Annotated in this window: 23 protein-coding genes; 16 read left to right on the forward strand and 7 right to left on the reverse strand. The window is 66.3% G+C overall.

Annotated elements, in window-relative coordinates:
• Positions 1–14: 14 nt before the first annotated feature.
• Positions 15–1,463, reverse strand: a complete 1,449-nt coding sequence (locus A5658_RS23470; RefSeq protein ID WP_067340878.1) for an amino acid permease — start codon at positions 1,461–1,463, stop codon at positions 15–17.
• 565 nt (positions 1,464–2,028) lie between these two features.
• Here A5658_RS23470 and A5658_RS23475 point away from each other — a divergent pair.
• Entirely contained in the window at positions 2,029–2,328 is a 300-nt protein-coding gene (locus A5658_RS23475; RefSeq protein ID WP_067340879.1) for a PE family protein, read from the forward strand.
• A gap of 9 nt (positions 2,329–2,337) precedes the next feature.
• Complete coding sequence (locus A5658_RS23480) at positions 2,338–3,573, forward strand: PPE family protein (RefSeq protein ID WP_067340882.1); 1,236 nt, start codon at positions 2,338–2,340, stop codon at positions 3,571–3,573.
• Between the two features lie 6 nt (positions 3,574–3,579).
• On the opposite strand, the gene A5658_RS23485 is transcribed toward A5658_RS23480, so the two are convergent.
• From A5658_RS23485 to A5658_RS23495, 3 genes are read right to left on the reverse strand one after another with little or no spacing between them, the layout of a single operon-like run.
• The gene (locus A5658_RS23485) at positions 3,580–4,593 is read right to left on the reverse strand and encodes a zinc-binding dehydrogenase (RefSeq protein ID WP_067340885.1); all 1,014 of its coding nucleotides are present in this window, start codon (positions 4,591–4,593) and stop codon (positions 3,580–3,582) included.
• Positions 4,593–5,771, reverse strand: a complete 1,179-nt coding sequence (locus tag A5658_RS23490; RefSeq protein ID WP_067340887.1) for an LLM class flavin-dependent oxidoreductase — start codon at positions 5,769–5,771, stop codon at positions 4,593–4,595. The genes A5658_RS23485 and A5658_RS23490 overlap by 1 nt, the downstream gene beginning before the upstream one ends.
• Positions 5,768–6,736, reverse strand: a complete 969-nt coding sequence (locus A5658_RS23495) for an alpha/beta fold hydrolase (protein WP_197503203.1) — start codon at positions 6,734–6,736, stop codon at positions 5,768–5,770. Before A5658_RS23495 ends, A5658_RS23490 begins: the two co-directional genes overlap by 4 nt.
• Before the next feature lie 262 nt (positions 6,737–6,998).
• On the opposite strand from A5658_RS23495, the gene ftsH reads away from it, so the two are divergent.
• The 14 genes from ftsH (at position 6,999) to clpC1 (ending at position 21,931) form a co-directional block, all read left to right on the forward strand.
• Positions 6,999–9,335, forward strand: coding sequence for an ATP-dependent zinc metalloprotease FtsH (gene ftsH, locus A5658_RS23500; RefSeq protein ID WP_067340890.1), 2,337 nt, complete (start codon positions 6,999–7,001; stop codon positions 9,333–9,335).
• Positions 9,336–9,352: 17 nt separating this feature from the next.
• Positions 9,353–9,961, forward strand: a complete 609-nt coding sequence (folE, locus tag A5658_RS23505; protein WP_067340894.1) for a GTP cyclohydrolase I FolE — start codon at positions 9,353–9,355, stop codon at positions 9,959–9,961.
• A complete protein-coding gene (gene folP / locus A5658_RS23510) occupies positions 9,958–10,791 on the forward strand; it encodes a dihydropteroate synthase (protein ID WP_067340896.1) in 834 nt (277 codons plus the stop codon). The genes folE and folP overlap by 4 nt, the downstream gene beginning before the upstream one ends.
• A complete protein-coding gene (gene folB / locus A5658_RS23515; RefSeq protein ID WP_067340898.1) occupies positions 10,784–11,173 on the forward strand; it encodes a dihydroneopterin aldolase in 390 nt (129 codons plus the stop codon). The genes folP and folB overlap by 8 nt, the downstream gene beginning before the upstream one ends.
• Positions 11,174–11,225: 52 nt before the next feature.
• Positions 11,226–11,765, forward strand: coding sequence for a 2-amino-4-hydroxy-6-hydroxymethyldihydropteridine diphosphokinase (folK, locus tag A5658_RS23520; protein WP_067340900.1), 540 nt, complete (start codon positions 11,226–11,228; stop codon positions 11,763–11,765).
• Positions 11,765–12,241, forward strand: coding sequence for a DUF3180 domain-containing protein (locus tag A5658_RS23525; RefSeq protein ID WP_067340902.1), 477 nt, complete (start codon positions 11,765–11,767; stop codon positions 12,239–12,241). The genes folK and A5658_RS23525 overlap by 1 nt, the downstream gene beginning before the upstream one ends.
• Before the next feature lie 98 nt (positions 12,242–12,339).
• The gene (locus A5658_RS23530) at positions 12,340–13,935 is read left to right on the forward strand and encodes a DUF6779 domain-containing protein (protein ID WP_067340904.1); all 1,596 of its coding nucleotides are present in this window, start codon (positions 12,340–12,342) and stop codon (positions 13,933–13,935) included.
• A 112-nt stretch (positions 13,936–14,047) separates the two neighbouring features.
• Positions 14,048–14,953 (forward strand): Rossmann-like and DUF2520 domain-containing protein, encoded by a 906-nt coding sequence (locus A5658_RS23535; RefSeq protein ID WP_067340906.1) that lies wholly within the window; start codon positions 14,048–14,050, stop codon positions 14,951–14,953.
• On the forward strand, positions 14,950–15,891 hold the full coding sequence (panC, locus tag A5658_RS23540) for a pantoate--beta-alanine ligase (RefSeq protein WP_067340909.1): 942 nt from the start codon (positions 14,950–14,952) through the stop codon (positions 15,889–15,891). The genes A5658_RS23535 and panC overlap by 4 nt, the downstream gene beginning before the upstream one ends.
• Complete coding sequence (gene panD, locus A5658_RS23545) at positions 15,891–16,298, forward strand: aspartate 1-decarboxylase (protein WP_067340917.1); 408 nt, start codon at positions 15,891–15,893, stop codon at positions 16,296–16,298. The genes panC and panD overlap by 1 nt, the downstream gene beginning before the upstream one ends.
• 13 nt (positions 16,299–16,311) lie before the next feature.
• Entirely contained in the window at positions 16,312–17,127 is an 816-nt protein-coding gene (locus A5658_RS23550) for a type III pantothenate kinase (RefSeq protein ID WP_067341011.1), read from the forward strand.
• 46 nt (positions 17,128–17,173) lie between these two features.
• Positions 17,174–18,688, forward strand: coding sequence for a lysine--tRNA ligase (gene lysS / locus A5658_RS23555; RefSeq protein ID WP_067340921.1), 1,515 nt, complete (start codon positions 17,174–17,176; stop codon positions 18,686–18,688).
• A gap of 119 nt (positions 18,689–18,807) precedes the next feature.
• Entirely contained in the window at positions 18,808–19,146 is a 339-nt protein-coding gene (gene lsr2, locus A5658_RS23560; protein ID WP_067340924.1) for a histone-like nucleoid-structuring protein Lsr2, read from the forward strand.
• Positions 19,147–19,387: 241 nt separating this feature from the next.
• Positions 19,388–21,931, forward strand: a complete 2,544-nt coding sequence (gene clpC1 / locus A5658_RS23565) for an ATP-dependent protease ATP-binding subunit ClpC (protein ID WP_067340927.1) — start codon at positions 19,388–19,390, stop codon at positions 21,929–21,931.
• 48 nt (positions 21,932–21,979) lie between these two features.
• Here clpC1 and A5658_RS23570 read toward each other — a convergent pair whose 3' ends face one another.
• From A5658_RS23570 to mhuD, 3 genes are read right to left on the reverse strand one after another with little or no spacing between them, the layout of a single operon-like run.
• Complete coding sequence (locus A5658_RS23570; RefSeq protein ID WP_231997427.1) at positions 21,980–23,068, reverse strand: HoxN/HupN/NixA family nickel/cobalt transporter; 1,089 nt, start codon at positions 23,066–23,068, stop codon at positions 21,980–21,982.
• A gap of 2 nt (positions 23,069–23,070) precedes the next feature.
• Positions 23,071–24,432 (reverse strand): serine hydrolase, encoded by a 1,362-nt coding sequence (locus A5658_RS23575; RefSeq protein WP_067340929.1) that lies wholly within the window; start codon positions 24,430–24,432, stop codon positions 23,071–23,073.
• A complete protein-coding gene (mhuD, locus tag A5658_RS23580) occupies positions 24,413–24,724 on the reverse strand; it encodes a mycobilin-forming heme oxygenase MhuD (RefSeq protein ID WP_067340931.1) in 312 nt (103 codons plus the stop codon). The genes A5658_RS23575 and mhuD overlap by 20 nt, the downstream gene beginning before the upstream one ends.
• Positions 24,725–24,749 lie beyond the last annotated feature (25 nt).

A 24,749-nucleotide genomic window follows, 5' to 3' on the forward strand; every position in this document is an offset into this window, starting at 1 on the left:
CTTCGCCTCGTTTCCTAGTCGCGCGGGACGGCCGTAGTGGCGCCGTCGGCGTTGAGGGCGCTGTGCCTGCGGCCCCACGACAGGTAGAAGATCACCGCCACCGCGACCCAGCCGCTGAACGCGACCCAGGTGTACCAGTGCAGGCTGAACAGGATGTAGGCGCACGCGGCGATCGACAGGATCGGCGTCACCGGGTAGCCGGGCACCTTGAAGCCGCGAGGCAGGTCGGGTTCCTGGATTCGCAACACGATCACGCCGCCCGACACCACGATGAACGCTGTCAGCGTCCCGATCGACACGATCTCGGCCAGCCGGTCCAGCGGCACCAGCGCCGCCAGCACCGCGACGACCAACGCCACGATCAGCGTGTTGCGCACCGGCGTCATCGTGCGGGGATGCACCTTGGCGAACGCGGCCGGCAGCAATCCGTCGCGGCCCATGGTGAACAGGATCCGGGTCTGCCCGTACAGCGTCACCAACGTGACGGAGAAGATCGAAATCACTGCTCCCGCAGCCACGATGGTGCTGCCCACGGTATTGCCGGTGATGTGGTCCAGGATCACCGCGAGCACCGCCTCCTCGCCTTTGAAGTCCTGCCACCGCTGGGCGCCGACCGCGGCCACAGACACCAGGATATGGATGGCGGTGACGATGACCAGAGCGGCGATGATTGCCCGCGGCATGGTGCGTTGCGGGTCTTTGACCTCGTCGCCAGCGGTGGACACCGCGTCAAGGCCGATGTAGGCGAAAAAGATCGTGCCCGAGGCGAGGCTGATGCCGGAGAGGCCGAACGGCGCCAGGTCCCTGAAATTGCCGGCGTGGAACGCGGTGAACGCGATCGCCGAGAAGAGCACCAGCACACCGATCTTGATCATTACCATGACCGAGTTGACTCTGGCGGACGTGCTGGCGCCGCGGATCAACAACAGCGTGCACAGCGCCACCAGAGCTATCGCCGGCAGGTTGATCACACCATGGTCGGGGTCCCACGGCGCTGCCGAAATCGATTGTGGTAGAACAAATCCGAAGACGTTCGCGAGCAACTTGTTCAGGTACTGGCTCCAGCCGACGGCCACCGCGGCGGTCGAAACGCCGTATTCCAGCAGCAGGCAGGCCGCGACGCCGATCGCAGCGAATTCGCCGAGCGTCGCGTAGGCGTACGAGTAGGCCGATCCCGAAACCGGCACCGCCGAAGCCAGTTCGGCGTAACAGATCGCGGCCAGGCCCGCCGCGATGCCGGCGATGATGAACGAGATCACCACCGCCGGCCCGGCCTGCGGCACCGATTGTGACAGCACGATGAAGATGCCCGACCCGACGGTCTCGCCGACACCGAACATGGTCAGCAGGAAGACGCCGAGGGTGCGTTGCAGCTGATCGGTGGCGCCCGGCGCGACCGGTGCACCGCGTACCGGCTGGCGGCGCAACATCTGCTGTCGCAGGCGGAGGGCGGGCGTGGGCATCGCGCCTCCTCGGTAGCATCCGTGGTCGCCACGCCGGGACGGTCGACTGCATGGGCCTACAGCTGGTCAGCTCGAACCAAGATATACCAGTGCAACGGTTTGCGGCGGATGCGACGCAACGGATGGCGCGACGCCGCTGATAGGGCGTCACGCTAGAGAGCCTCGTGCTCCGATGAATGATTGTGGAGCACAACACTATTCACTTACCGGTCAGCGAATTTGACTCTCTCCCAACGTTATCTGCGCAAGCAATCCGCGGGGCCACGCGGTCAGCGCGCGACTTTCGGCGCAAAAGATGCGTCGAGCAAAGCCTACCTTGTAGGGTGGCAACCATCTGGAAGTTCATACTGACTTCTAATCATGTTGAACTCCAATGGTTTTCATGCCAGATCCCTATCTTCCAGTTCAATCCCTCAGCTAAATGAATAGTCATCGTCTCGACGGTGAACAGGCTTTGTGGGGGCTGTGTTTGCGTGGCTTGACTGCCTTAACGTGTCGCATGATCCGCTTCGGCCGCGACGACGCTGGCTGAAGCTGTTGGGTACAAGCATTTTTCGGAGGAACCGTGTCGAACGTCATCGCGCAGCCCGAAGTCCTTGCCGCGGCTGCGGGCAAATTGCGCACCATCAACGAGGCCCTCAAGGCCGGGAATGCGGCCGCGGCCGCTCCAACGGTCGGAATCGTGCCGGCCGCGGGAGACCTGGTGTCGGCCCTGACCGCCGCGCAGTTCGCCTCGCACGCACAGCTCTACCAAACGGTCAGCGCCCACGCCGCCGCCGTCCAGGAATTCATGGCGAACGTGCTCGGTGCCAGCTCCGCCTCGTACGCGGCCACCGAGGCCGCCAACGCCGCAACGGTCGGATAGGTCGCCGACATGCTGGATTTCGCATCGCTGCCACCGGAGATCAACTCCGGTTTGATCTATGCAGGACCCGGTTCGGGACCGATGCTGACGGCCTCGTCGGCATGGGCGAGTCTGTCCGCGGAGCTGAACACCATGGCGGCGGCCTATGAAGCGGTGGTTGCCGCCCTCACCGACGGGTCGTGGCTGGGGCCGGCCGCGGCGGCGATGGCTGCGTCGTCCCAGGCGCAGGTGGAGTGGCTGGCCAGCACCGGCGCGCAAGCCGAGCAGGTCGCCGCTCAGGCGGCGGCCGCGGTCAGCGCTTACGAGTCGGCCTTCATCGCGACGGTGCCCCCACCGGAGATTGCCGCCAACCGCGCGCTGTTGGCGGCGCTGGTGGCGACGAACGTGCTGGGGCAGAACACTGCCGCGATCATGGCGACCGAGGCGCAGTACGCCGAAATGTGGGCGCAGGACGCGGCTGCGATGTACGGCTACGCCGGCGCTTCGTCGCAGGCGTCGACGCTCGCGCCGTTCGTCACCGCGGCCGAATCGGCCAACCCGGCCGGCCTGGGCGCGCAGGCATCCGCGGTGGCTCAGGCAGTCGGTTCCAGCGGCGGGCAGACCGCGGTGACCGAGACCTTGGCTGCGCTGGCCGGGGAAATGCCGGCACCGCCGTGGATGGGCAACCTGGACAGCTTGCTGAATGCGATCGGGATTACCGGGCACGTCTGGAATTCCAACGGCGACGGAATCGTCGTCGGCGGCTTCATGGGCGACCTTCTGGAAGGCCTGACCGGATCGCAGACGCTGGATGCCAGCACCGGGTTCGATGCATTCATCCGATTGGTTTCGCCCACACGCCTGTTCACCACCGCATTCAAAGACATGGATGGTCTTGCGCATAGCGCAATGTCGGCAATGGGTGCTACGAAGGCTTCCGCCATCGAGGCGATTCCGCCGGTCGCGCCGAGCATTCCGTCGGGCGTACCCGGCGCGGCTCTCGGCAGCCTGGGCAAGGCGGAACTCGTCGGTCGGTTGTCGGTGCCGCCGAACTGGGGCGGGGTGGCGCCGTCGGTGAGCCCTGCCGTCACCTCGGTCGGCAATCTCGGCACCCCGGTCTCGTCGCAGCCGCTCACGGCGCAGCCGGTCGCCAATACCATGGGCGGGGTTCCGGTCGGCGGCACCGGCGGGCGCGGCATGCAATTCGCCGCTCCCCGTTACGGTTTCAAGCCAACTGTGGTTGCGCGTCCGCCGGTCGGGGGATGAGGTCAGCTACGGTGTGACGACGATCTTGCAGTGTTGTTCGGGGTCGGCCAGATCGTCGAATGCGGTCCCGACGTCCTCGAGGCCCACGCTGCCGGTGATCATCGGGGTGACATCGATGTCACCCTCGGCGATCGCTCGCAGCGAATCGCCGAATTCCTGTGGGTCGTAGGCGAGCACGAATTGGACGCTGATCTCCTTGGCGATCGCGAAAAACGGGTGCACGGTATCGGCCTGCATGCACACGCCGACCACGACCAACCGGGTGCCCGGCCGCGCGCGGCGCATCACATCGTCGATGATTCCGGGAACTCCGACCGCCTCGAACACCACCACCGGCTTCGCGGCGTCGAACGGCGACCCCCGCGCGGGATCGATGGTCTGGTGGGCGCCCATCGTCGCGGCCAGTTCGCGGCGCTTCGGCGAAAAGTCATCTGCCACAATGGTCTCGACGCCCCGGAGTCGCAGCGCCGCGATGGCGGCGATCCCGATGGGACCACAACCCAGCACCAGCGCCGGCTCTCCTGGCTGAATCGCGGACTTGTTGACGGCATGCAGCCCCACCGCCATCGGCTCGGTGAGCGAGGCGGGTTGTGGGTCAAGACCGTTCGGAACCGGCAGCAGCAGCGGGGCTGAGAGCAGCATCCGTTCGGCGTAACCGCCCACCGTCGTGTTGCTGTAGACGATCGGCTCGACGTTGGTGCCCGACAACAGGATCGGGATCGACGTGACGAGCGTCCCCGCCGGGTGCGTGTCAGCGCCAGGTCCGGCCTCGAGCACTTCTGCGCTGAATTCATGGCCCATGAACACGTCGTGGGCCAGGTCGACGCTCATTGCGCCGGCGCCGCTGGCCATCTCGTCGCTCAGCGACAACACCTCCGCCCCGTGCTTGGCGAAATGCAGGTCCGAGCCGCAGATTCCGCACGACCGCACCGCGACCAGCACCTGGCCTGGACCGGGCACCGGGTCGGGTGCGTCGTCGCGGTACACCATGCGGCCGTCCCGCAGCACCGAGGCGCGCATCAGTTGCTCGTTTCGGCGACATGCTCGGTGATCGCCTGCACCACAGCCTGTCCCGCGCGCCCGATCAGCTCGTCGCGTTTGTCCTTAGCCCACTCGTGCGACGACCGCGCCGCCTCGAGTTGGCCCTTGAAGTGCGGGATGACCTTGCGGGCCATCAATTCGTAGCAGTGGTAGGTCGCCTCCGGTGCGGCCCAGTCGTGGCCGAGCATCAGCAGGGTGCCGAATCCGCCGGACCGCACGAGCAGATCCTCGATGTGCGCGATCGCGTCGTCGGGACTGCCGATACAGCAATTACCTTTAGCCGCATAGTCTTCGACGAACTCGTACGGCGTCTGTGCGCCCTCGACCTCGTTGGCCAGCGGGACGAACCCGGCTGCGCCGAAGTAGTTGGCGAAATCCTGCAGGCCGTACGTGCAGTCGTCGATCGCCTTTTCCCGGGTGTCGGCGATGTGCATGATCGACAGCACCCGCCAGTCCGCGCGGTCCGGGGCGTTCCGGCCAACCTTGGCCGCCTGCTCCTCGACCACTTCCCAGGTGTTCTCCAGCGCCGCGTAACCGCCGGGAACCGACATCGACAGCGAAAGCAGTGACGTGCCCAACGCACCGGCCAGCCGCGGGCCGGACGGCGAAATCATTGCCGCCGTGGATATTTCGGGGTACGGCCAGGTGTAGGGGCGGATGTGGAGTTGGGCGTCGCGCAGGGTGAACCAGTCCGAGTGCCGGCTGATGCGCTCGCTCGGCTCGGCTCGGAACAACGCGAGGATAGCCTCCAGCGCTTCCTGCATCATCCGGCGTTGCTCGAGCGGGTCGATGCCCATCATGTAGGCGTCCGACGGCAGGGCGCCCGGTCCGGTGCCGAACATCACCCGGCCGCGGGTCAGGTGGTCCAGCAGCACCCAACGGTCGGCCACCATCAGAGGGTGGTGGTAGGGCAGCGACACCACGCCGGTGCCCAGCCGGATGTGTTTGGTCCGTTCGGCGGCCGCCGCGATGAACACCTCCGGGCAGGCGATCAGTTCGTAGCCGCCGGAATGGTGTTCGCCGAACCAGGCTTCGTCGAAACCTAGGCGATCCAGCGCGACGACCCGGTCCATGTCGTATTCCAGTGCCACCGTAGGGGATTGGCCGGTTGGATGAAACGGCGTGACGAACACGCCGAAACGTAGCGGCGCGCTCATCGCAGCTCCAGTCCGTCGAGGAATTCCAGTAGGGCCGCATTGACCTCGTCGGGGCGCTCCTGCTGCAACCAGTGCCCGGCGCCGTCGAGCATCATCTGCTGATACGGCCCGGAGATCACCTCCGAAGCGCGGTCGGCCCGGGTGAAAGCCAGCACGGGGTCGGCCGTCCCACCGATGAACAAACACGGCACCGAGATCTTGGCTCCGTCGAGTTCGGCGGTGGTCTCCCAGTTGCGGTCGAAATTGCGATACCAGTTCAGGCCGCCGGTAAAACCTGTCCGGGAGAACTCGGTGATGTAGTGGTCGAGCTCGTCCTCGCTTAGCCAGTCCGGAAGTCCGTTCGGTTCGGGAAGGCGCGCGACGAAGCCTTCAGGTCCGGGGGCAGCCATCCGCACCAGCGCATCTTGGCCGCCGGATTCTGGTGAGCCGCCGCCTATCATCCGGCGCAGGAAACCCGCGGGATCACCATCGAGTTCCGCGTCGGCGACGCCAGGCTCCTGGAAGTACAGGATGTAGAAGAAGTTCTCGCCGAAAATTTTGCGCCAGGCTTTCGTCGGCGGCACATGGGAGCGAGGCGTCGCCGGGACGCTGAGCGCGGCGACGGCCGCGACCCGGCCCGGGTGTAGCAGCGGAGCGTTCCACGCCACGGCGGCGCCCCAGTCGTGCCCGACCCACACGGCACGCTGCGCACCGACGTCGTCAAGCACACCGACCAGGTCGGCGGTCAATTGGTGAATGTCGTAAGCCTCGACGGCGGCCGGACGAGAAGAACCGCCATATCCGCGCTGATCGGGCGCCAGCACGTGGTAGCCGGCCGCGGCCAGCACCGGGATCTGGTGGCGCCAGGAATAGGAGGTTTCGGGGAACCCGTGGGCCAGCATGACGACGGGTGCGCCGGGCTCACCCGCTTCGACGGTGCGCAGCTGCACACCATTCGTTTCGATGATGCGCTCGGTGATCCGCAGGCTGTCAGACACACGTTCACCAAAGCACACGCCGACCCGGGCCGGAAGGTGTCGGGAACTTCGATTCGTTGTTCAGACCGAGGCGATCAACGGCTCGACCGCCTGCGCCCGGCTCTGGCCGGGCTGGCGATCACCACGGGGTCGAACGGTGGTGACCCGCTGCGCCCGGCTCTGGCCGGGCTGGCGATCACCACGGGCGGTAACCTGGACTATTCCAGCTGCGTGTATCGGGAAGGACCTGGCCGGCGACGGCCGATGATTGATGAACCGGAAAAACGTGATCCGCACGCTCACGGCCATCGCAGTCGTGCTGCTGCTTGGTTGGTCCTTCTTCTACTTCAGCGACGACACCCGCAGCTTCAAGCCGGTCGACACCTCGGTGGCGACGGCGCAGATCAAGGCCGGCAACGTCAAGAGCGCCCAGATCGACGACCGCGAGCAGCAGGTCCGGTTGACGCTGAAGAGCGCCGCGCCCGGCACCGAAGGTTCCGACAAGATCATCACGCACTTCCCGACGGGCTACGCCGTCCCGCTGTTCGACCAGCTGAGCAGCAAGGACACCCAGGTCAGCACCGTCGTCAACCAGGGCAGCATCATTGGCTCGCTGGTGGTCTACGTCCTGCCGCTGCTGCTGCTGGTCGGCTTGTTCTTGATGTTCTCCCGCATGCAGGGCGGCGCCCGGATGGGCTTCGGCTTCGGCAAGTCGCGGGCCAAGATGCTGAACAAGGACATGCCCAAGACCACCTTCGCCGACGTCGCCGGCGCGGACGAAGCGGTCGAAGAGCTCTACGAGATCAAGGACTTCCTGCAGAACCCGTCGCGCTATCAGGCGCTGGGCGCCAAGATCCCCAAGGGCGTGCTGCTCTACGGCCCGCCGGGAACCGGCAAGACCCTGCTGGCGCGGGCCGTTGCCGGTGAAGCCGGGGTGCCGTTCTTCACCATCTCGGGCTCCGACTTCGTCGAGATGTTCGTCGGCGTCGGCGCGTCCCGGGTGCGTGACCTGTTCGAGCAGGCCAAGCAGAACAGCCCGTGCATCATCTTCGTCGACGAGATCGACGCCGTCGGCCGCCAGCGCGGCGCGGGGCTGGGTGGCGGGCACGACGAGCGCGAGCAGACGCTGAATCAGCTGCTCGTGGAGATGGACGGCTTCGGCGACCGCCAGGGCGTCATCCTGATCGCGGCGACCAACCGGCCGGACATCCTCGACCCGGCCCTGCTTCGCCCCGGCCGCTTCGACCGCCAGATTCCGGTGTCCAGCCCTGACCTCGCCGGCCGGCGCGCGGTGCTGCGGGTGCACGCGAAGGGCAAGCCGTTCGGCCCCGACGTCGAGTTCGACGGGCTGGCCAAGCGGACCGTCGGCATGACCGGCGCCGACCTGGAAAACGTCATCAACGAGGCGGCGCTGCTGACCGCCCGCGAGAACGGCACGGTGATCAGCGGCGCCGCGCTGGAGGAGGCGGTCGACCGGGTGGTCGGCGGCCCGCGGCGCAAGGGCCGCATCATCAGCGAGCACGAAAAGAAGACGATCGCCTACCACGAGGCCGGACATACGCTGGCCGGCTGGGCGATGCCGGGCCTGGATCCGGTGTACAAGGTGACGATTCTGGCCCGCGGCAAAACCGGTGGGCACGCTCTGGCAGTGCCGGAGGACGACAAGGGCCTGCACACCCGCTCCGAACTTATTGCCCGGTTGGTGATGGCGCTGGGCGGCCGGGCCGCCGAGGAGCTGGTCTTCCGCGAGCCCACCACGGGGGCGTCGTCCGACATCGAGCACGCCACCAAGGTGGCCCGAGCCATGGTCACCGAATTCGGGATGAGCTCCAAGCTGGGCGCCGTCAAATATGGGACTGAGTCCGGCGATCCGTTCCTGGGCCGGACCATGGGCACCCAGCCCGACTACTCCCACGAGGTGGCGCGCGAAATCGACGAGGAAGTCCGCAAACTCATCGAGACCGCACACACGGAAGCCTGGGAGATCCTCACCGAATACCGCGACGTGCTCGACACGTTGGCCGGTGAACTCCTGGAGAAGGAAACTCTGCACCGCGCCGACCTGGAAGCGATCTTCACCAACGTCGAAAAGCGGCCACGGCTAACACTTTTCGACGACTTCGGCGGCCGCATTCCGTCGGACAAGCCGCCGATCAAGACCCCGGGTGAACTCGCGATCGAGCGCGGGGAGCCCTGGCCGAAGCCGGAGGCCGAACCGGCGTTCAAGGCGGCTATCGCAGCGGCGTCGCGGGAGGCCGCGCAGGCCGAAGCCGAGCGGGCCACTAATGGCAACAACGGCTTTCACGCCGGCCCCAACGGCGGTCCGCCCAATTCGACGCAGCCCGACTACGGTGCACCGGCCGGCTGGCACGCGCCGGGATGGCCGCCGCCCCAACAGCATCCGAACCCGCAGCAGTCGGGCTATTGGTACCCACCGCCGCCGCCCCAGCAGCCCTGGCCGACGCCACCGCACCAGCATGCGGGCCAGCCCTATCCGCCGTATCCGCCGTACCCCCCGCCAGGTGCACCCGCGCCGGAGGCGGGCCAGGCCGCCGACCCACCCGCGGGCGGCGGTCCGAGTCCGTCTAACCCGTCGACACACGGCTGACACGAACGGAGACTGCGATGGCGCAGCCGAATTCCCACACGGTGACCTTGAACAAAGCGGTGTTCGACCAGCCGCGCGCGGAGGCCGCCATTCGCGAATTGCTGCATGCCATCGGGGAAGACCCGAACCGGCATGGCCTCCTGGACACCCCGGCCCGCGTCGCCCGCAGCTTCCAGGAGATGTTCGCCGGCCTGTACACCGATCCGGATGCGGTGCTGGACACCACTTTCGACGAGCAGCACGACGAGCTGGTGTTGGTCAAAGAGATTCCGCTGTACTCCACCTGCGAACACCATCTGGTGGCGTTTCACGGTGTCGCGCATGTCGGTTACATTCCCGGCCGCGACGGCCGGGTGACCGGATTGTCCAAGATCGCCCGACTGGTCGACCTGTACGCCAAGCGGCCACAGATTCAGGAGCGTCTCACCGCGCAGATCGCCGACGCGCTGATGCGCAAACTCGATCCGCGCGGGGTGATCGTGGTGATCGAAGCCGAACACCTCTGCATGTCCATGCGCGGTGTCCGCAAGCCCGGTGCGATCACGACGACGTCAGCCGTACGTGGACAGTTCAAGTCCGACAACGCATCTCGAGCCGAAGCGCTCGATCTGATTTTGCGCAAGTGAGCATCACGCACGTCCAGGTCATGGGGGTGGTGAACGTCACCGACGACTCGTTCTCGGATGGCGGGCGCTATCTCGATGCCGATCGTGCGGTTGAGCAAGGGCTGGCATTGGCCGCCGACGGGGCAACGATCATCGATGTCGGGGGTGAGTCGACCCGCCCGGGCGCGCAGCGCATCGACCCGCGGGTCGAGACGGCGCGCGTTGTTCCTGTCGTCAAAGAGCTTGCTGCCAAAGGACTTACAGTCAGCATCGACACCATGAACGCCGGGGTTGCGCGCGCGGCTTTGGAGAACGGCGCATCGATGGTCAACGACGTCTCCGGCGGCCGCGCCGACATGGACATGGCGCCCCTGTTGGTCGAGGCCGACGTGCCGTGGGTGTTGATGCATTGGCGTTCGGTGTCGGCCGAGCGGCCGCATCAGGTCCCGCCCTATCGCGATGTGGTCGCCGAGGTTCGCGCCGAGTTGATGGTCTGCGTCGACAATGCCGTCGCCGCCGGGGTGAATCCGGGCAAGCTGATCATCGATCCCGGCCTGGGCTTCGCCAAGTCCGCGCAAGATAACTGGGCCCTGCTGCATGCGTTGCCCGAGCTGGTGGCCGGAGAGGTGCCGGTGCTGGTGGGGGCCTCACGTAAGCGTTTTCTCGGCAGTTTGCTCAGCGGTCCCGATGGCGAGGTTCGACCACCGGACGGTCGCGAGACGGCCACCGCGGTGGTGTCGGCACTGGCCGCGCTGCATGGGGCGTGGGGCGTTCGGGTACACGACGTGCGGGCTTCGGTCGATGCTGTCAAAGTGGTCGAGGCGTGGACACAGGGCGGGACGGATGGCTGATCGAATCGAGTTGCGCGGCTTGAAAGTTCGCGGCAATCACGGCGTGTTTGGCCACGAGCGTGCCGACGGTCAGGATTTTGTCGTCGACATCACCGTGTGGATAGATCTGGCGGATGCGGCGGGCAGCGACGACTTGGCAGACACCTACGACTATGGCCTGCTGGCCGAGCGGGCGGCCACGGTCGTCGCGGGGCCGGCCCGTAATTTGATCGAGACGGTCGCCGGCGAGATCGCCGAGGACGTCATGAAAGACCATCGCGTGCACGCAGTGGAGGTGACAGTGCACAAGCCGCAGGCTCCTATTCCGCACATGTTCGACGACGTCGCCGTGGTGGCGCGGCGATCCAGACGCGGCGGTCGAGGGCAGGTGGTGCCGGCGTGACTTCCGCCAACGACGATGACGCCGGCCTAGCCGGCGTGGAGGAGTGGCGCCAATGACACGCGTCGTGTTGTCGATCGGCTCCAACATCGGCGACCGGCTGGCCCGGCTTCAGTCGGTGCTCGACCGGCTCGGCGACGCGGTGAAGGCCGTGTCCCCGGTGTATGAGACGGCGGCCTGGGGCGGTGTCGAGCAGGGCCCGTTCCTCAACGCGGTGGTCATCGCCGAGGACGCGACGCTCGACGGCCACGGCTGGCTGCGCTGCGCACAGGAGATGGAAGTCGCGGCCAATCGCGTGCGGGGGCAGAAGTGGGGCCCGCGCACCCTGGACGTCGACGTGATCTCGTGCCACCTGACGTCGCTGGAAGGCGACAGCGAGGTGTTCTCCCTGGAAGACGGGCTGACCCTGCCGCATCCGCTGGCCCATCTGCGTGCCTTCGTGCTGATTCCCTGGCTGACCATCGACCCGGACGCGACGTTGACGGTGGCGGGCGGACAGCGATCGGTCGCCAAGCTGATCGCGGAGCTGGATCCAGCCGATCGCGCCGGAGTGCGGCACACCGAGCTTGTCCTCGAGCCGCGTACCGAAAGCTGATGGGCCCCACTCGCAAACGTGACCTGTCGGCCGCAGTGCTCGGTACGGCGGTCGCGGGATACCTGCTGGTCATGGCGATCTACCGGTGGTTTCCGCCGATCACCGTGTGGACAGGTCTGTCGTTGCTTGCGGTCGGCGTCGCCGAGGCGCTGTGGGGGCGTCACGTCCGGGCCAAGATCGCCGAGGGCGAGATTGGCGACGGGCCCGGGTGGCTGCATCCGCTCTCGGTGGCCCGCACCCTGGTCGTCGCCCAGGCGTCGGCATGGGTTGGCGCGCTGGCGCTGGGCTGGTGGGTCGCGATGCTGGCGTATCTGCTGCCGCGGCGATCCTGGCTCAGGGTCGCCGCCGAAGACACCACCGGCAGCGCGGTTGCGGCCCTCAGCGCGCTCGCTTTGGTGACCGCCGCGCTGTGGTTGCAGCATTGCTGTAAATCGCCGGGCGACCCGACCGAGAACGGCGAGGGCGTCGAAAATTAGCTAGCCCCGGCGACCATCCGATTTTCGCGATTAGTCCAGGTGAGAAACGCCGGACTACGACGACACGCGCAGTGACCTAGGGCCGGTACAGTCGGGCCATGACCGATCTGTCCCGCGGCGCCCGCGTGCGGCGCAGCGGCCGCAGACCGGGTTGGGTGCTGCTGACGGCGTTGCTGGTGTTGGCCATCGGCGCCAGTTCCGCGCTCGTCTTCACCAACAGAGTAGAGCTTCTCAAGCTCGCGGTGATTCTCGCGTTGTGGGCCGCCGTCGTGGCCGCATTCGTCTCGGTGATCTACCGACGGCAAAGCGACGTGGATCAAGCCCGGGCGCGAGACCTGAAGCTGGTTTACGACCTGCAGCTGGATCGGGAGATCTCGGCCCGCCGCGAGTACGAGCTCACCGTGGAGTCCCAGTTGCGTCGCGAGTTGGCCAGCGAATTGCGTGCCCAAGCCAACGACGAGGTGTCGGAGCTGCGGGCTGAGCTGGCCGCGCTGCGCACCAACCTGGAGATCCTGTTCGACGCCGAGCTCAGCGACCGCCCGGCCCTGGAAGGCGAACGCAAGGCCGTGCGCGGCTACAGCGAATGGGAGCGCGACAACGAAAGTGCCCGCGACCGGATCAACCGGGTGCAGTCCGTACGGGCCGAAGAGCCTGCGCGACGGGCCGACGACTCGATCATCGACGTGCACGAGGAACCGCTGATCCCGAGCCCGCCCCGGCAACCCGCCGCGGAGGCCAACCCGCCGAACTACGCCCCCCAGCCGCACGAGGCGTACCCGCCACCGCGCCAGAGCCGGCCCGAGGCTCCCGCAGCGGATCGCGGTTCGCATCGGCGTTCCAGCGAGCAGGACATCTCTGCCGCACCCAACGAGCCGGCGGCCGGCTGGGCCCCGCCGCAAGCTGGGGGCCCGGCTGAACGTCAGCAGGACGCCCGTGGCTGGGCTCCGCCGCAGGGCCCGCCCGCTGGATGGCCCACGCCCGGCCCGCAGCCGACGGCCGGACCCGAGCGGGCCGAGCCGCCCCTGAGGCGCTCCCACCGGCGGGCTGAATCTCCGACGCCCGAACCGCAATTCGCGCCCCCGCCGCCCCAGCCCGAGCCACCACAGCAGCAGCCGCGGATCCCGTGGCCGCCGCCGGCCGAGGCGCCTCGGCAGCCCGAGCAACCGGCAGCTTGGCAGCCGGTCAGCTCCGAGGGTCAGTGGGTGCCCGCCGGAGCGCCCGGCAGCAACTGGAATTCCAGACAGCCCGAAAGCCCGACGTCGTGGGCGTACGACAACGGTCCGTCCCGAGACAAGCCGTCGCATCGGTCACCGACCGTCGGTGAGCCCGCCGAGCCGCCGGCCGAGCGCCGAGGGCGCCATTCCAGCGCGGCCGACGAATCGCTGGCGGGCAGCGAACCGGCCGCGCGGTCCCGCCACGCTGTCGACGACTCCGAGCCGGGCAGCGCCGAATCGACTCCCGCCCCGGCGATGTCGCCGCCCCCGGCAGCTCCGCCGCCACCGCCGCCGCCCGCGCCCGATCGCGGGCCCACGATGTCGCCGCCACCACCTGCCGGCGCCCGTCATCGCAGCACAGACCCGCTGTCCGAGGCCGAGGAGCCGCAATCCGGCGGTCAGTCGGTGGCCGAGCTGCTGGCCCGCCTGCAAAGCACCCCGTCCGAGGGTGGGGGGCGGCGACGGCGCCGCGAAGACTGAGGCGAACACCACACCGTTTCGGCTGCATTGCGGGGTAAAGTCGTAGCGACCGTCCGGTACCCGCTACGCGGGACTGGAACGAAACCAAAAGGACTTGTGAGGGTCGTCTGCGATGGTGCAGTTCGACGGACTGCGCCCGGCTCGGCTCAAGGTGGGAATCATCTCCGCCGGCCGGGTGGGCACCGCGTTGGGTGTGGCGCTGGAACGCGTCGACCATGTCGTGGTCGCCTGCAGCGCAATTTCCCGCGCCTCCCGGCTGCGCGCCGAGCGCCGGCTGGCCGACACCCCGGTAGCGCCCGTCGAGGGCGTCGCCCGCAGCGCCGAGCTGCTGTTGTTGGCGGTGCCGGACACCGAATTGCCCGGGCTGGTCTCGGGTTTGGCGGCCACCGCGGCCGTGCGGCCAGGCACCATCGTTGCGCACACCTCGGGTGTCAACGGTGTCGACGTGCTGGCGCCGCTGGAAGATTGCATACCGCTGGCCATTCATCCGGCGATGACGTTCACCGGATCCGACGAGGACATCGCCCGGTTGCCGGACGCCTGCTTCGGGATCACCGCTGCCGACGAAGTCGGCTACGCGATCGGGCAGTCGCTGGTGCTCGAGATCGGCGGCGAGCCGTTCCGGGTGCCCGAGCAGGCGCGCACGCTGTATCACGCGGCCCTGGCGCATGCGGGCAACCACATCGTCACCGTGGTCACCGACGCGCTGGATGCGCTGCGGGCCGCGGTCGCGGGCACCGAATTGCTCGGCCAGCAGCTCGTCGACGACCAGCCCGGCGGCATCGCCGAGCGCATCCTCGGCCCGCTCGCGCGCGCGGCCCTCGAGAACACCTTGCAACGTGGTCAGGCGGCGCTGACCGGGCCGATCGCCCGCGGCGACGCCGGCGTGGTCGCGGGGCATCTGCGCGCGCTGCAGAGCGTCGACCCGCACCTGGCGCAGGCCTACCGGGTGAATGCGATCCGCACCGCCGAGAAGGTGCACGCCCCCGAGGACGTGCTCGAGGTGCTGGCGCGATGAGCATCCAACGGCCGAAGTTCAACGCCGGCGAACTCCACGTCTACGAGAACCCGGGCGATGTCCGCGATGTCAGCCGCGCGCTGCGCCGCACCGGTCGACGGGTGATGCTGGTGCCGACCATGGGTGCTCTGCACGACGGCCACCTCGCCCTGGTGCGGGCCGCCAAACGCGTGCCCGGATCGGTGGTGGTGGTGTCGATCTTCGTGAACCCGTTGCAGTTCGGCGCGGGCGAGGATCTCGACGCCTATCCGCGGGTGCTCGAGGCGGACCTGGAGCTGCTACGCGCCGAAGGTGTCGAAATCGCCTTCACCCCAACCGCTTCGGCGATGTATCCGGAAGGCCCGCGGACTACCGTGTATCCCGGACCGCTGGGATCCGAGCTCGAGGGCGCTGCGCGTCCCACTCATTTCGCGGGCATGCTCACCGTCGTCTGCAAGTTGATGCAAATCGTCGCACCTGACCGAATCTTCTTCGGCGAGAAGGACTATCAGCAGTTGGTTCTGGTCCGGCAGATGGTCGCCGACCTCAACATCGATGTCCAGGTCGTCGGCGTGCCGATCGTGCGCGAGAGCGACGGCCTGGCGATGTCGTCGCGCAACCGCTACCTCGACGCGGCTCAGCGCGAACTGGCCGGCCTGCTGTCGGCGGCGCTGCTGGCCGGGTCCCATGCCGCGCCCGGCGGCGCGGACGCGGCGCTGGACGCTGCCCGTTCGGTACTGTCCGCGGTGCCAGCAATCGACGTGGATTACCTCGAGGTGCGCGACAGCGCGCTGGGTCCGGCTCCCGCCGCCGGCGCCGCGCGTCTGCTGGTCGCGGCCCGGCTCGGCACGACCAGGCTTCTGGACAACATCGGAATCGAAATCGGCGCAGGAGTTGGCGTCGACGGGCGAGTGCCCGCAGTCTCGGCTCAATCTGTCGAATCGCATTGGAGGAATTGATGTTACGGACAATGCTCAAGTCGAAGATCCACCGGGCGACGGTCACCCAGGCCGACCTGCACTACGTAGGCTCGGTGACAATCGACGCCGACCTGATGGATGCGGCCGACCTGCTCGAGGGCGAACAGGTGACCATCGTCGACATCGACAACGGCGCCCGGTTGGTCACCTACGCGATCACGGGTCAGCGTGGCAGCGGTGTGATCGGGATCAACGGCGCGGCAGCGCATCTCGTGCACCCCGGCGATCTGGTGATCCTGATCGCCTACGCCCAGATGGAGGACGCCGAGGCGCGTGCCTACCAGTCCAAGATCGTCTTCGTGGACGCCGAGAACCACGCGATTGATCTGGGCAGCGACCCGGCATTCGTGCCGGCCGATGCGGGCGAGCTGGTCTCGCCGCGATGAAGGCCTGCTAGTCGTGCTGCTGGCCATCGACGTCCGCAACACCCACACCGTCGTCGGACTGCTCTCCGGCGCCAAGGAGCACGCGAAGGTCGTGCAACAGTGGCGGATTCGGACCGAAGCCGAGGTCACTGCCGACGAACTCGCGCTGACGATCGACGGGCTGATCGGTGACGACTCGGATCAGCTCACCGGCGCCGCTGCGCTGTCGACGGTGCCTTCGGTGCTACACGAGGTGCGCCTGATGCTCGAACAGTACTGGCCGACCGTGCCGCACGTTTTGATCGAGCCCGGTGTGCGAACCGGAATCCCGCTGCTGGTGGACAACCCGAAAGAAGTTGGCGCCGACCGAATTGTCAACTGCCTAGCAGCTTTTCAGAAATACAACACGGCCTCGATTGTGATCGACTTCGGCTCTTCGATCTGCGTCGACGTGGTGTCCGCCAAAGGTGAATTCCTCGGTGGCGCGATCGCCCCGGGGCTGCAGGTGTCGTCGGATGCCGCGGCGGCGCGTTCGGCCGCCCTGCGTCGCGTCGAGCTGACCCGGCCCCGCTCGGTGGTCGGCAAGAACACCGTCGAATGCATGCAGGCCGGCGCGGTTTTCGGCTTCGCAGGTCTGGTGGACGGCCTGGTCAGCCGGATTCGCAACGACGTCGACGGTTTTGCCGGTGAGAATGTCACGGTCGTGGCGACCGGTCACACCGCGCCGCTGCTGCTGTCAGAGCTGCGCTCCGTCGACCACTATGACCAGCACCTGACCTTGCACGGGCTGCGGCTGGTGTTCGAGCGCAACCGGGACAGCCAGCGCGGCCGACTCAAGACAGCACGCTGACTGCCGCGAGCACCCGCGGCGCGCTCCTCCTTTAAGCTGGCAGGTCGTGAACGCCGCCGACCCTCGGGACCCTCGAGAAGACCTGCCCGAGCAGTTCCGGATACGCCGGGACAAACGCGAGCGCCTGGCCGCCGAGGGCCGCGATCCCTATCCCGTCGACGTTGCGCGCACCCACACTTTGGCGCAGATCCGCGCCGGCTATCCCGATTTGGCGGCCGATTCGACGACCGGTGACGTGGTCGGGGTGGCCGGTCGGGTGGTCTTCGCCCGCAACTCGGGCAAGTTGTGCTTCGCCAGCCTCCAAGAAGGCGACGGCACCCAATTGCAGGTCATGCTCAGTCTCGCCAGTGTCGGGCAGGAAGCACTCGACCAATGGAAGGCCGACGTCGATATCGGCGACATCGTGTTTGTGCACGGCGAAGTGATCAGTTCGCGGCGCGGTGAACTGTCCGTGCTCGGCGACAGCTGGCAGATGGCGTCCAAGGCGTTGCGGCCCCTGCCGGTGGCGCACAAAGAGATGAGCGAAGAATCGCGGGTGCGACAGCGCTATGTCGACCTGATCGTGCGGCCCGAGGCGCGCAAGGTCGCCCGCCAGCGAATTGCTGTCATTCGCGCATTACGTAACGCCTTGGAGCAGCGCGGCTTTTTAGAAGTCGAGACACCGATGCTGCAGACTTTGGCCGGCGGCGCGGCTGCGCGCCCGTTCGTCACACACTCCAATGCGCTCGACATCGATCTCTACCTGCGGATCGCCCCGGAACTGTTCCTGAAGCGCTGCGTCGTCGGCGGGTTCGACAAGGTCTTCGAACTAAATCGGGTGTTCCGAAACGAAGGTGCCGATTCCACACATTCGCCTGAATTTTCCATGTTGGAGACCTATCAAGCGTATGGAACGTATGACGATTCTGCCGTTGTAACCCGTGAGCTTATTCAACAGGTGGCTGACGAGGCGATCGGCACTCGACAACTCTCTCTGCCCGACGGCAGCATCTATGACATCGACGGGGAATGGGCGTCGATAGAAATGTATCCATCGCTATCAGAGGCTCTTGGCGAAGAGATCACGCCAAACACCAATGTCGATCGCTTGCTCGCTATCGCGGCGTCACTTGATGTTGAGGTTCCGACAGACCGCGGCTATGGCCACGGCAAGTTGATCGAGGAACTCTGGGAGCACACAGTCGGCTCGACGCTGACGGCGCCTACCTTCGTCAAAGATTTTCCGGTCGAGACGACGCCATTGACGCGCCAACACCGCAGCATTGCCGGCGTCACCGAGAAGTGGGATCTTTATCTCCGCGGATTCGAGCTGGCCACGGGATACTCGGAATTGGTCGACCCCGTCGTGCAACGGGAAAGATTCGCTGAGCAAGCGCGGGCCGCGGCCGCCGGCGACGACGAGGCAATGGTGCTCGACGAGGATTTCCTTGTCGCGTTGGAGCACGCTATGCCGCCGTGTACCGGAACCGGAATGGGCATCGACCGGCTGCTGATGGCTTTGACCGGGCTGTCAATAAGAGAGACGGTATTGTTTCCTATTGTGCGTCCACATAGCAACTGAGCAGTTCTGTGACGGTGTATTGAATTACTCGTCGTTATATGGCAGATTGTCCCGCGGGGGCGGTCCGAGCACGTGTCTTGTATGGCAAGTGTCTAAGAAGAAAGCATGAGGCTCAGCCAATGGCGAAGAAAGTGACCGTCACCCTTGTCGATGATTTTGACGGTGAAGGCGCTGCCGATGAAACCGTGGAATTCGGTCTCGACGGCGTGACGTATGAGATTGACCTTTCGGCCAAGAATGCGGCGAAACTCCGCAACGACCTGAAGCAGTGGGTGGAAGCTTCTCGTCGGGTCGGCGGCCGTCGTCGCGGACGTTCCAGCTCCGGTCGCGGTCGCGGCGCCATCGATCGCGAGCAGAGCGCGGCAATTCGCGACTGGGCCCGTCGTAACGGACACAATGTGTCGACCCGCGGTCGTATCCCGGCCGATGTGATCGACGCATTTCACGCCGCGACCTGACGGGTTGAGCCAGCTTTCGCTGGTGGCGAACTGATCTGGAAAGCAACGCGGGAAACGATTGACTGTTTTCCCGCGTTGTTTTGTTGAACTGCGTTGTAGCCGGGGAGCCCGAGGTGGCTCAGCGATAGCAAGGTAGGAAGCCCGGCCGGTCGACCACTACAGTGGACGGCAGGTACGCGGTGTCGGCCCCACCGCCGACAATCACGAAGTACCGATGGTGAGGAAGAGCAGGTAACCGCCAATGTTCGAACGTTTTACCGACCGTGCCCGCAGGGTGGTCGTCCTGGCGCAAGAAGAGGCCCGGATGCTCAACCACAACTACATCGGCACCGAGCACATCCTGCTGGGTCTTATCCACGAGGGCGAAGGGGTAGCGGCCAAGTCGCTGGAGTCGTTGGGCATCTCGCTGGAAGGTGTCCGCAGCCAGGTCGAGGAGATCATCGGCCAGGGCCAGCAGGCTCCGTCGGGCCACATCCCGTTCACCCCGCGCGCCAAGAAGGTCCTCGAGCTGAGCCTGCGTGAGGCCCTGCAGCTGGGCCACAACTACATCGGCACCGAGCACATTCTGCTCGGCCTGATCCGTGAGGGTGAGGGCGTCGCGGCGCAGGTGCTGGTCAAGCTGGGCGCCGAGCTCACCCGCGTACGCCAGCAGGTCATCCAGCTGCTGAGCGGCTACCAGGGCAAGGAAACCGCGGAGGCCGGCACCGGTGGCCGCGGCGGAGAGTCCGGCAGCCCGTCGACGTCGCTGGTGCTGGACCAATTCGGTCGCAACCTGACGGCGGCGGCCATGGAGGGCAAGCTCGACCCGGTCATCGGGCGCGAGAAGGAAATCGAGCGGGTCATGCAGGTGCTGTCCCGGCGCACCAAGAACAACCCGGTGCTGATCGGTGAGCCCGGTGTCGGCAAGACCGCCGTCGTCGAGGGTCTCGCTCAGGCGATCGTGCACGGCGAGGTCCCGGAGACGCTGAAAGACAAGCAGCTCTACACCCTCGACCTGGGTTCGCTGGTGGCCGGCAGTCGCTACCGCGGTGACTTCGAGGAGCGCCTGAAGAAGGTGCTCAAGGAGATCAACACCCGCGGCGACATCATCCTGTTCATCGACGAGCTGCACACCCTGGTGGGTGCCGGAGCGGCCGAAGGTGCGATCGACGCGGCGTCGATCCTCAAGCCCAAGCTGGCCCGCGGCGAACTGCAGACCATCGGTGCCACGACCCTCGACGAGTACCGCAAGTACATCGAGAAGGACGCGGCCCTGGAGCGTCGTTTCCAGCCGGTGCAGGTCGGTGAGCCGACCGTGGAGCACACCATCGAGATCCTCAAGGGTCTGCGCGACCGCTACGAGGCACACCATCGGGTGTCCATCACCGACGGTGCAGTGGCCGCCGCGGCTACCCTCGCCGACCGTTACATCAACGATAGGTTCTTGCCGGACAAGGCAATTGACCTCATCGACGAGGCAGGTGCCCGGATGCGCATTCGCCGGATGACCGCTCCGCCAGACCTGCGTGAGTTCGACGAGAAGATCGCCGATGCCCGCCGGGAGAAGGAGTCCGCGATCGACGCTCAGGACTTCGAGAAGGCGGCCAGCCTGCGCGATCGCGAGAAGCAGCTGGTTGCCCAGCGTGCCGAGCGTGAAAAGCAGTGGCGCTCAGGTGATCTCGACGTTGTCGCCGAGGTCGACGAGGAGCAGATCGCCGAGGTGCTCGGCAACTGGACCGGTATCCCGGTGTTCAAGCTCACCGAGGCCGAGACCACCCGGTTGCTGCGGATGGAAGACGAACTGCACAAGCGGATCATCGGCCAGGAGGACGCGGTCAAGGCCGTCTCCAAGGCGATCCGCCGTACCCGCGCCGGGTTGAAGGACCCCAAGCGCCCGTCCGGATCGTTCATCTTCGCCGGCCCGTCCGGTGTCGGTAAGACCGAGCTGTCCAAGGCGCTGGCCAACTTCCTGTTCGGTGACGACGACGCGCTCATCCAGATCGACATGGGTGAGTTCCACGACCGGTTCACCGCGTCGCGGTTGTTCGGTGCCCCACCGGGATACGTGGGCTACGAGGAGGGCGGTCAGCTCACCGAGAAGGTGCGGCGCAAGCCGTTCTCGGTGGTGCTGTTCGACGAGATCGAGAAGGCGCACCAAGAGATCTACAACAGCCTTCTGCAGGTGCTCGAGGACGGCCGCCTGACCGACGGACAGGGCCGCACGGTCGACTTCAAGAACACCGTGCTGATCTTCACGTCGAACCTGGGAACGTCCGACATCAGCAAGGCGGTCGGACTGGGCTTCACCCAGGGTGGCGGTGAAAACAACTACGAGCGGATGAAGCAGAAGGTCAACGACGAGCTGAAGAAGCACTTCCGCCCGGAGTTCCTCAACCGTATCGACGACATCATCGTCTTCCACCAGCTGACTCGCGAAGAGATCATCGAGATGGTCGACCTGATGATCAGCCGGGTCGGCAAGCAGCTGAAGGCCAAGGACATGGCGTTGGAGCTCACCGACAAGGCCAAGGCACTGCTGGCCAAGCGGGGCTTCGACCCGGTGCTGGGGGCTCGTCCGCTGCGACGGACCATCCAACGGGAGATCGAGGACCAGCTGTCCGAGAAGATCCTGTTCGAAGAGGTCGGTCCGGGCCAGATTGTCACGGTGGACGTGGACAACTGGGACGGCGAAGGCGCCAGCGAGGATGCGGTGTTCACCTTCGTCGGGCGGCACAAGCCTGCCGAGCCCGACCTGGCGAGCACCGGTGCTCACGCCGCCGGTAGCACGGGGGCGACCACGAAGTAATCCGTCTCGAAAGGCCGGCTAGCGCAATGCGTTAGCCGGCCTTTTCGTTTACTCGGCGGGCTCTGCCACCCGATAGCGGTCCTCGACGTTGGCCAGCTTCCAGTAGGCGATCGCGCCGATCCACGTGATGGCGAACAGCAGCACGATCGCGATGCCGGCATTGTTCAGGTCGATGCCGCTGATCCAGCTGGTGATCGGATCGTCCCAACGCAGGTTGTCGTGGAGTACCGACAGCAGCTCGATCGAACCGATGAGCAGTGCCACTGCGATCGAAAGGCCGGTTACAGCCAAGTTGTAGAAGACTTTTCGCGCCGGCTGCATGAATGCCCAGTCGTAGGCGGCTGTCATCAGCAATCCGTCCAGGGTGTCCATCAGGGTCATGCCGGCCGCGAAAAGCAACGGCACCACCAAGACGACGTACCATGGCAGACCGGCCGCCGTGCCGCTGCCGGCCAGCGCCAGCAGTGCCACCTCGGTGGCGGTGTCGAATCCCAGGCCGAACAGCGCGCCCACGGGATACAGCTGGATCGGGTGTGTGATCCGATTCATGATCGGACGTAGCAGGCGGGCGAAAAATCCCCGATCGTTAAGTGCCGCTTCGACTTCGCTGTCGGAGTACGAACCGCGCCGAAGCCGGGTGAAGGCCCGGTAGATGCCGACTATCGCGATCACGTTGATGATCGCGATCAAATAGAGGAACAGGCCGGAGGCCAAGGTGCCGGCGATTCCGAGCACATGACGGGTCGGTGATTTCTCGTCGGCCAATGCGCCCACCACTCGCGCGCCGACCATGATCAGCACCGCCATCACCAGGACCAGCGTGGAGTGGCCCATCGCGAACCAGAAGCCCACCGCCTTGGGTTTCTTGCAGTCGGACATCAGTTTGCGCGTCGTGTTGTCGATGGCGGCGATATGGTCCGCGTCGAATGCGTGCCGCAGCCCGAAAAGGTATGCCGTGACGCCCAATCCGACACCGAAGATCTGGTCGCCGACCCGGTAGTGATGCGGCGCGATTGTAAACACGAGCATTGCGAAGCCGACCACGTGCATCAGCGCGATCACCCCGAGCAGCACGCCGATTTCGACGTAGTCGCGACGGTTCCAGGTCGCCACCAGTCGATGAAGTAAGGCGCGCACGATCAGTGTTGCGTGGGCAGCAACGCAAAGACCTGCTTGGCGATCTGCAGCACCCAGCCGGTGATCGCCGGGCCGTGGTCGCGGGGCCAATTCAGCTGGAAGCTGACCACCCATGGCTGGCGGGTCTTGTCGAGCGCGTACCAGCTGAACGTCAGATCGCCCGGCAGGCCACCGGCTTTCGCGGCAATGTAGGGCCACTCGTTGCGATCGAAATTGATCCCCGTCGCGGCGTCCAAGATCTTCTTGACGGGTGCCGCCGGGCCCACTGCGCCGGCCTGGAGTGCGACGTGCACCCGGCAGATGTCGTCGGCGTTGCCGTACCATTCCGCGCCGGATTCCGACGCCGGCACATGCGCGCGGAACGGATCCGGTTGGTAGGTAGCGGAATTGGCTCGCTGCAGCATCTCGGCGCGGTCTGCCGGGCTGCCGTGTTTCCACTGTTCGCGGAGGTCCGGGCGGCCCCAAGCCACAGTAAACAGCTCGTACATGGTCGGAAACGGTGTCATCGCGGCCGGGTCGTGATGCCCCGCGGCGGCCAGTGCGGCGTCAACCGCCTGCGGACCGACCCTCTCGATCAGCATGTCGGTCGCCATGTTGTCGCTGGTGGCGATCATCTTCTCGGCCGCGGTCCGCACCGAGATCTGGGCTCCCACAGGCAGATCCATGCTGGAACCGACGGCCCTGCCCTTTTCGGTCACCGTCAATTGGTCGTCCCAGGACACCGTCCCCACCTTGATGGCGTCAGACACGGCGTAGAGCACGTACAACTTGAAGATCGATGCCAATGGCAGCGACATGTCGGTGTTGGTGCCGGCTACCCGATCACAGTGGCCGTCAACGACTTTGGTCGCTTGCCATGAGTAGCGGGCCTTGGTCTTACCCAGCACGGCGTCGACGTCGTTCCACGAGGAGATCTTCGGTGGCAGTGTGGTGAGGTCGAATCCGTCGACCAAGGTGTCGTCGTTGGTGTGGATCCGAATCTCTTGTTCCGCACCGTAAGACGTGGTCAGCTGCAGGGTGGCCGCGCCCGCTTTGATGTCGACTCCGTGCAGCGTGAACGGCCGGTCCCACCAAAGCTTTTCCATCATGGTCTGGATTTGGGTAGCCATCTTCGGAGCCGCGAGCGTACCGACCCCGACCGGGCCGATCGGCCAGTCCGAGTTCAACATGTCCAGCGTCTGCTGAGCGCGCAGACCGGCCGGGGTCCGCATGTCGATCTGCCGACCACTGCCGGCGGCGTTCGCCGACGGCGCGCGCGGCGGCGCGCAACCCGGAGTCAGGGCGACAAGTAGCGCGCTGGCGGCCAGTGCCGCGACCCGGCGAAGGCGTGAGCGCCTACGGGGTTTACTGGCCAGATCCGGCAACGTCTAACACAACCTCGAACTCCAGCAATGACGCGCCGGTTGCCACCGGATTCTGCCGATGGCCGGCGTGCGCCTCGATGGCCGGACCGGTGGCCCACGCCTGGAAGGCCTCTTCGGATTCCCACTGCGTGACCACGAAGTACCGGTCTTCGCCCTTGACCGGGCGGAGCAGCTGAAAGCCCAGGAAACCCGGCGAGTTCTCTACGGCGTGTGCGCGGTGGGCGAACCGCTTCTCCAGCTCGGGCCCGGCGTCTGCGGGCACCTCGATTGCGTTGATCTTCACCACAGGCATTGGCCAAGGTTACCGCGTGGACCAC

The organism is Mycobacterium sp. 1245111.1, assembly GCF_001673405.1.
Lineage (GTDB): Bacteria > Actinomycetota > Actinomycetes > Mycobacteriales > Mycobacteriaceae > Mycobacterium.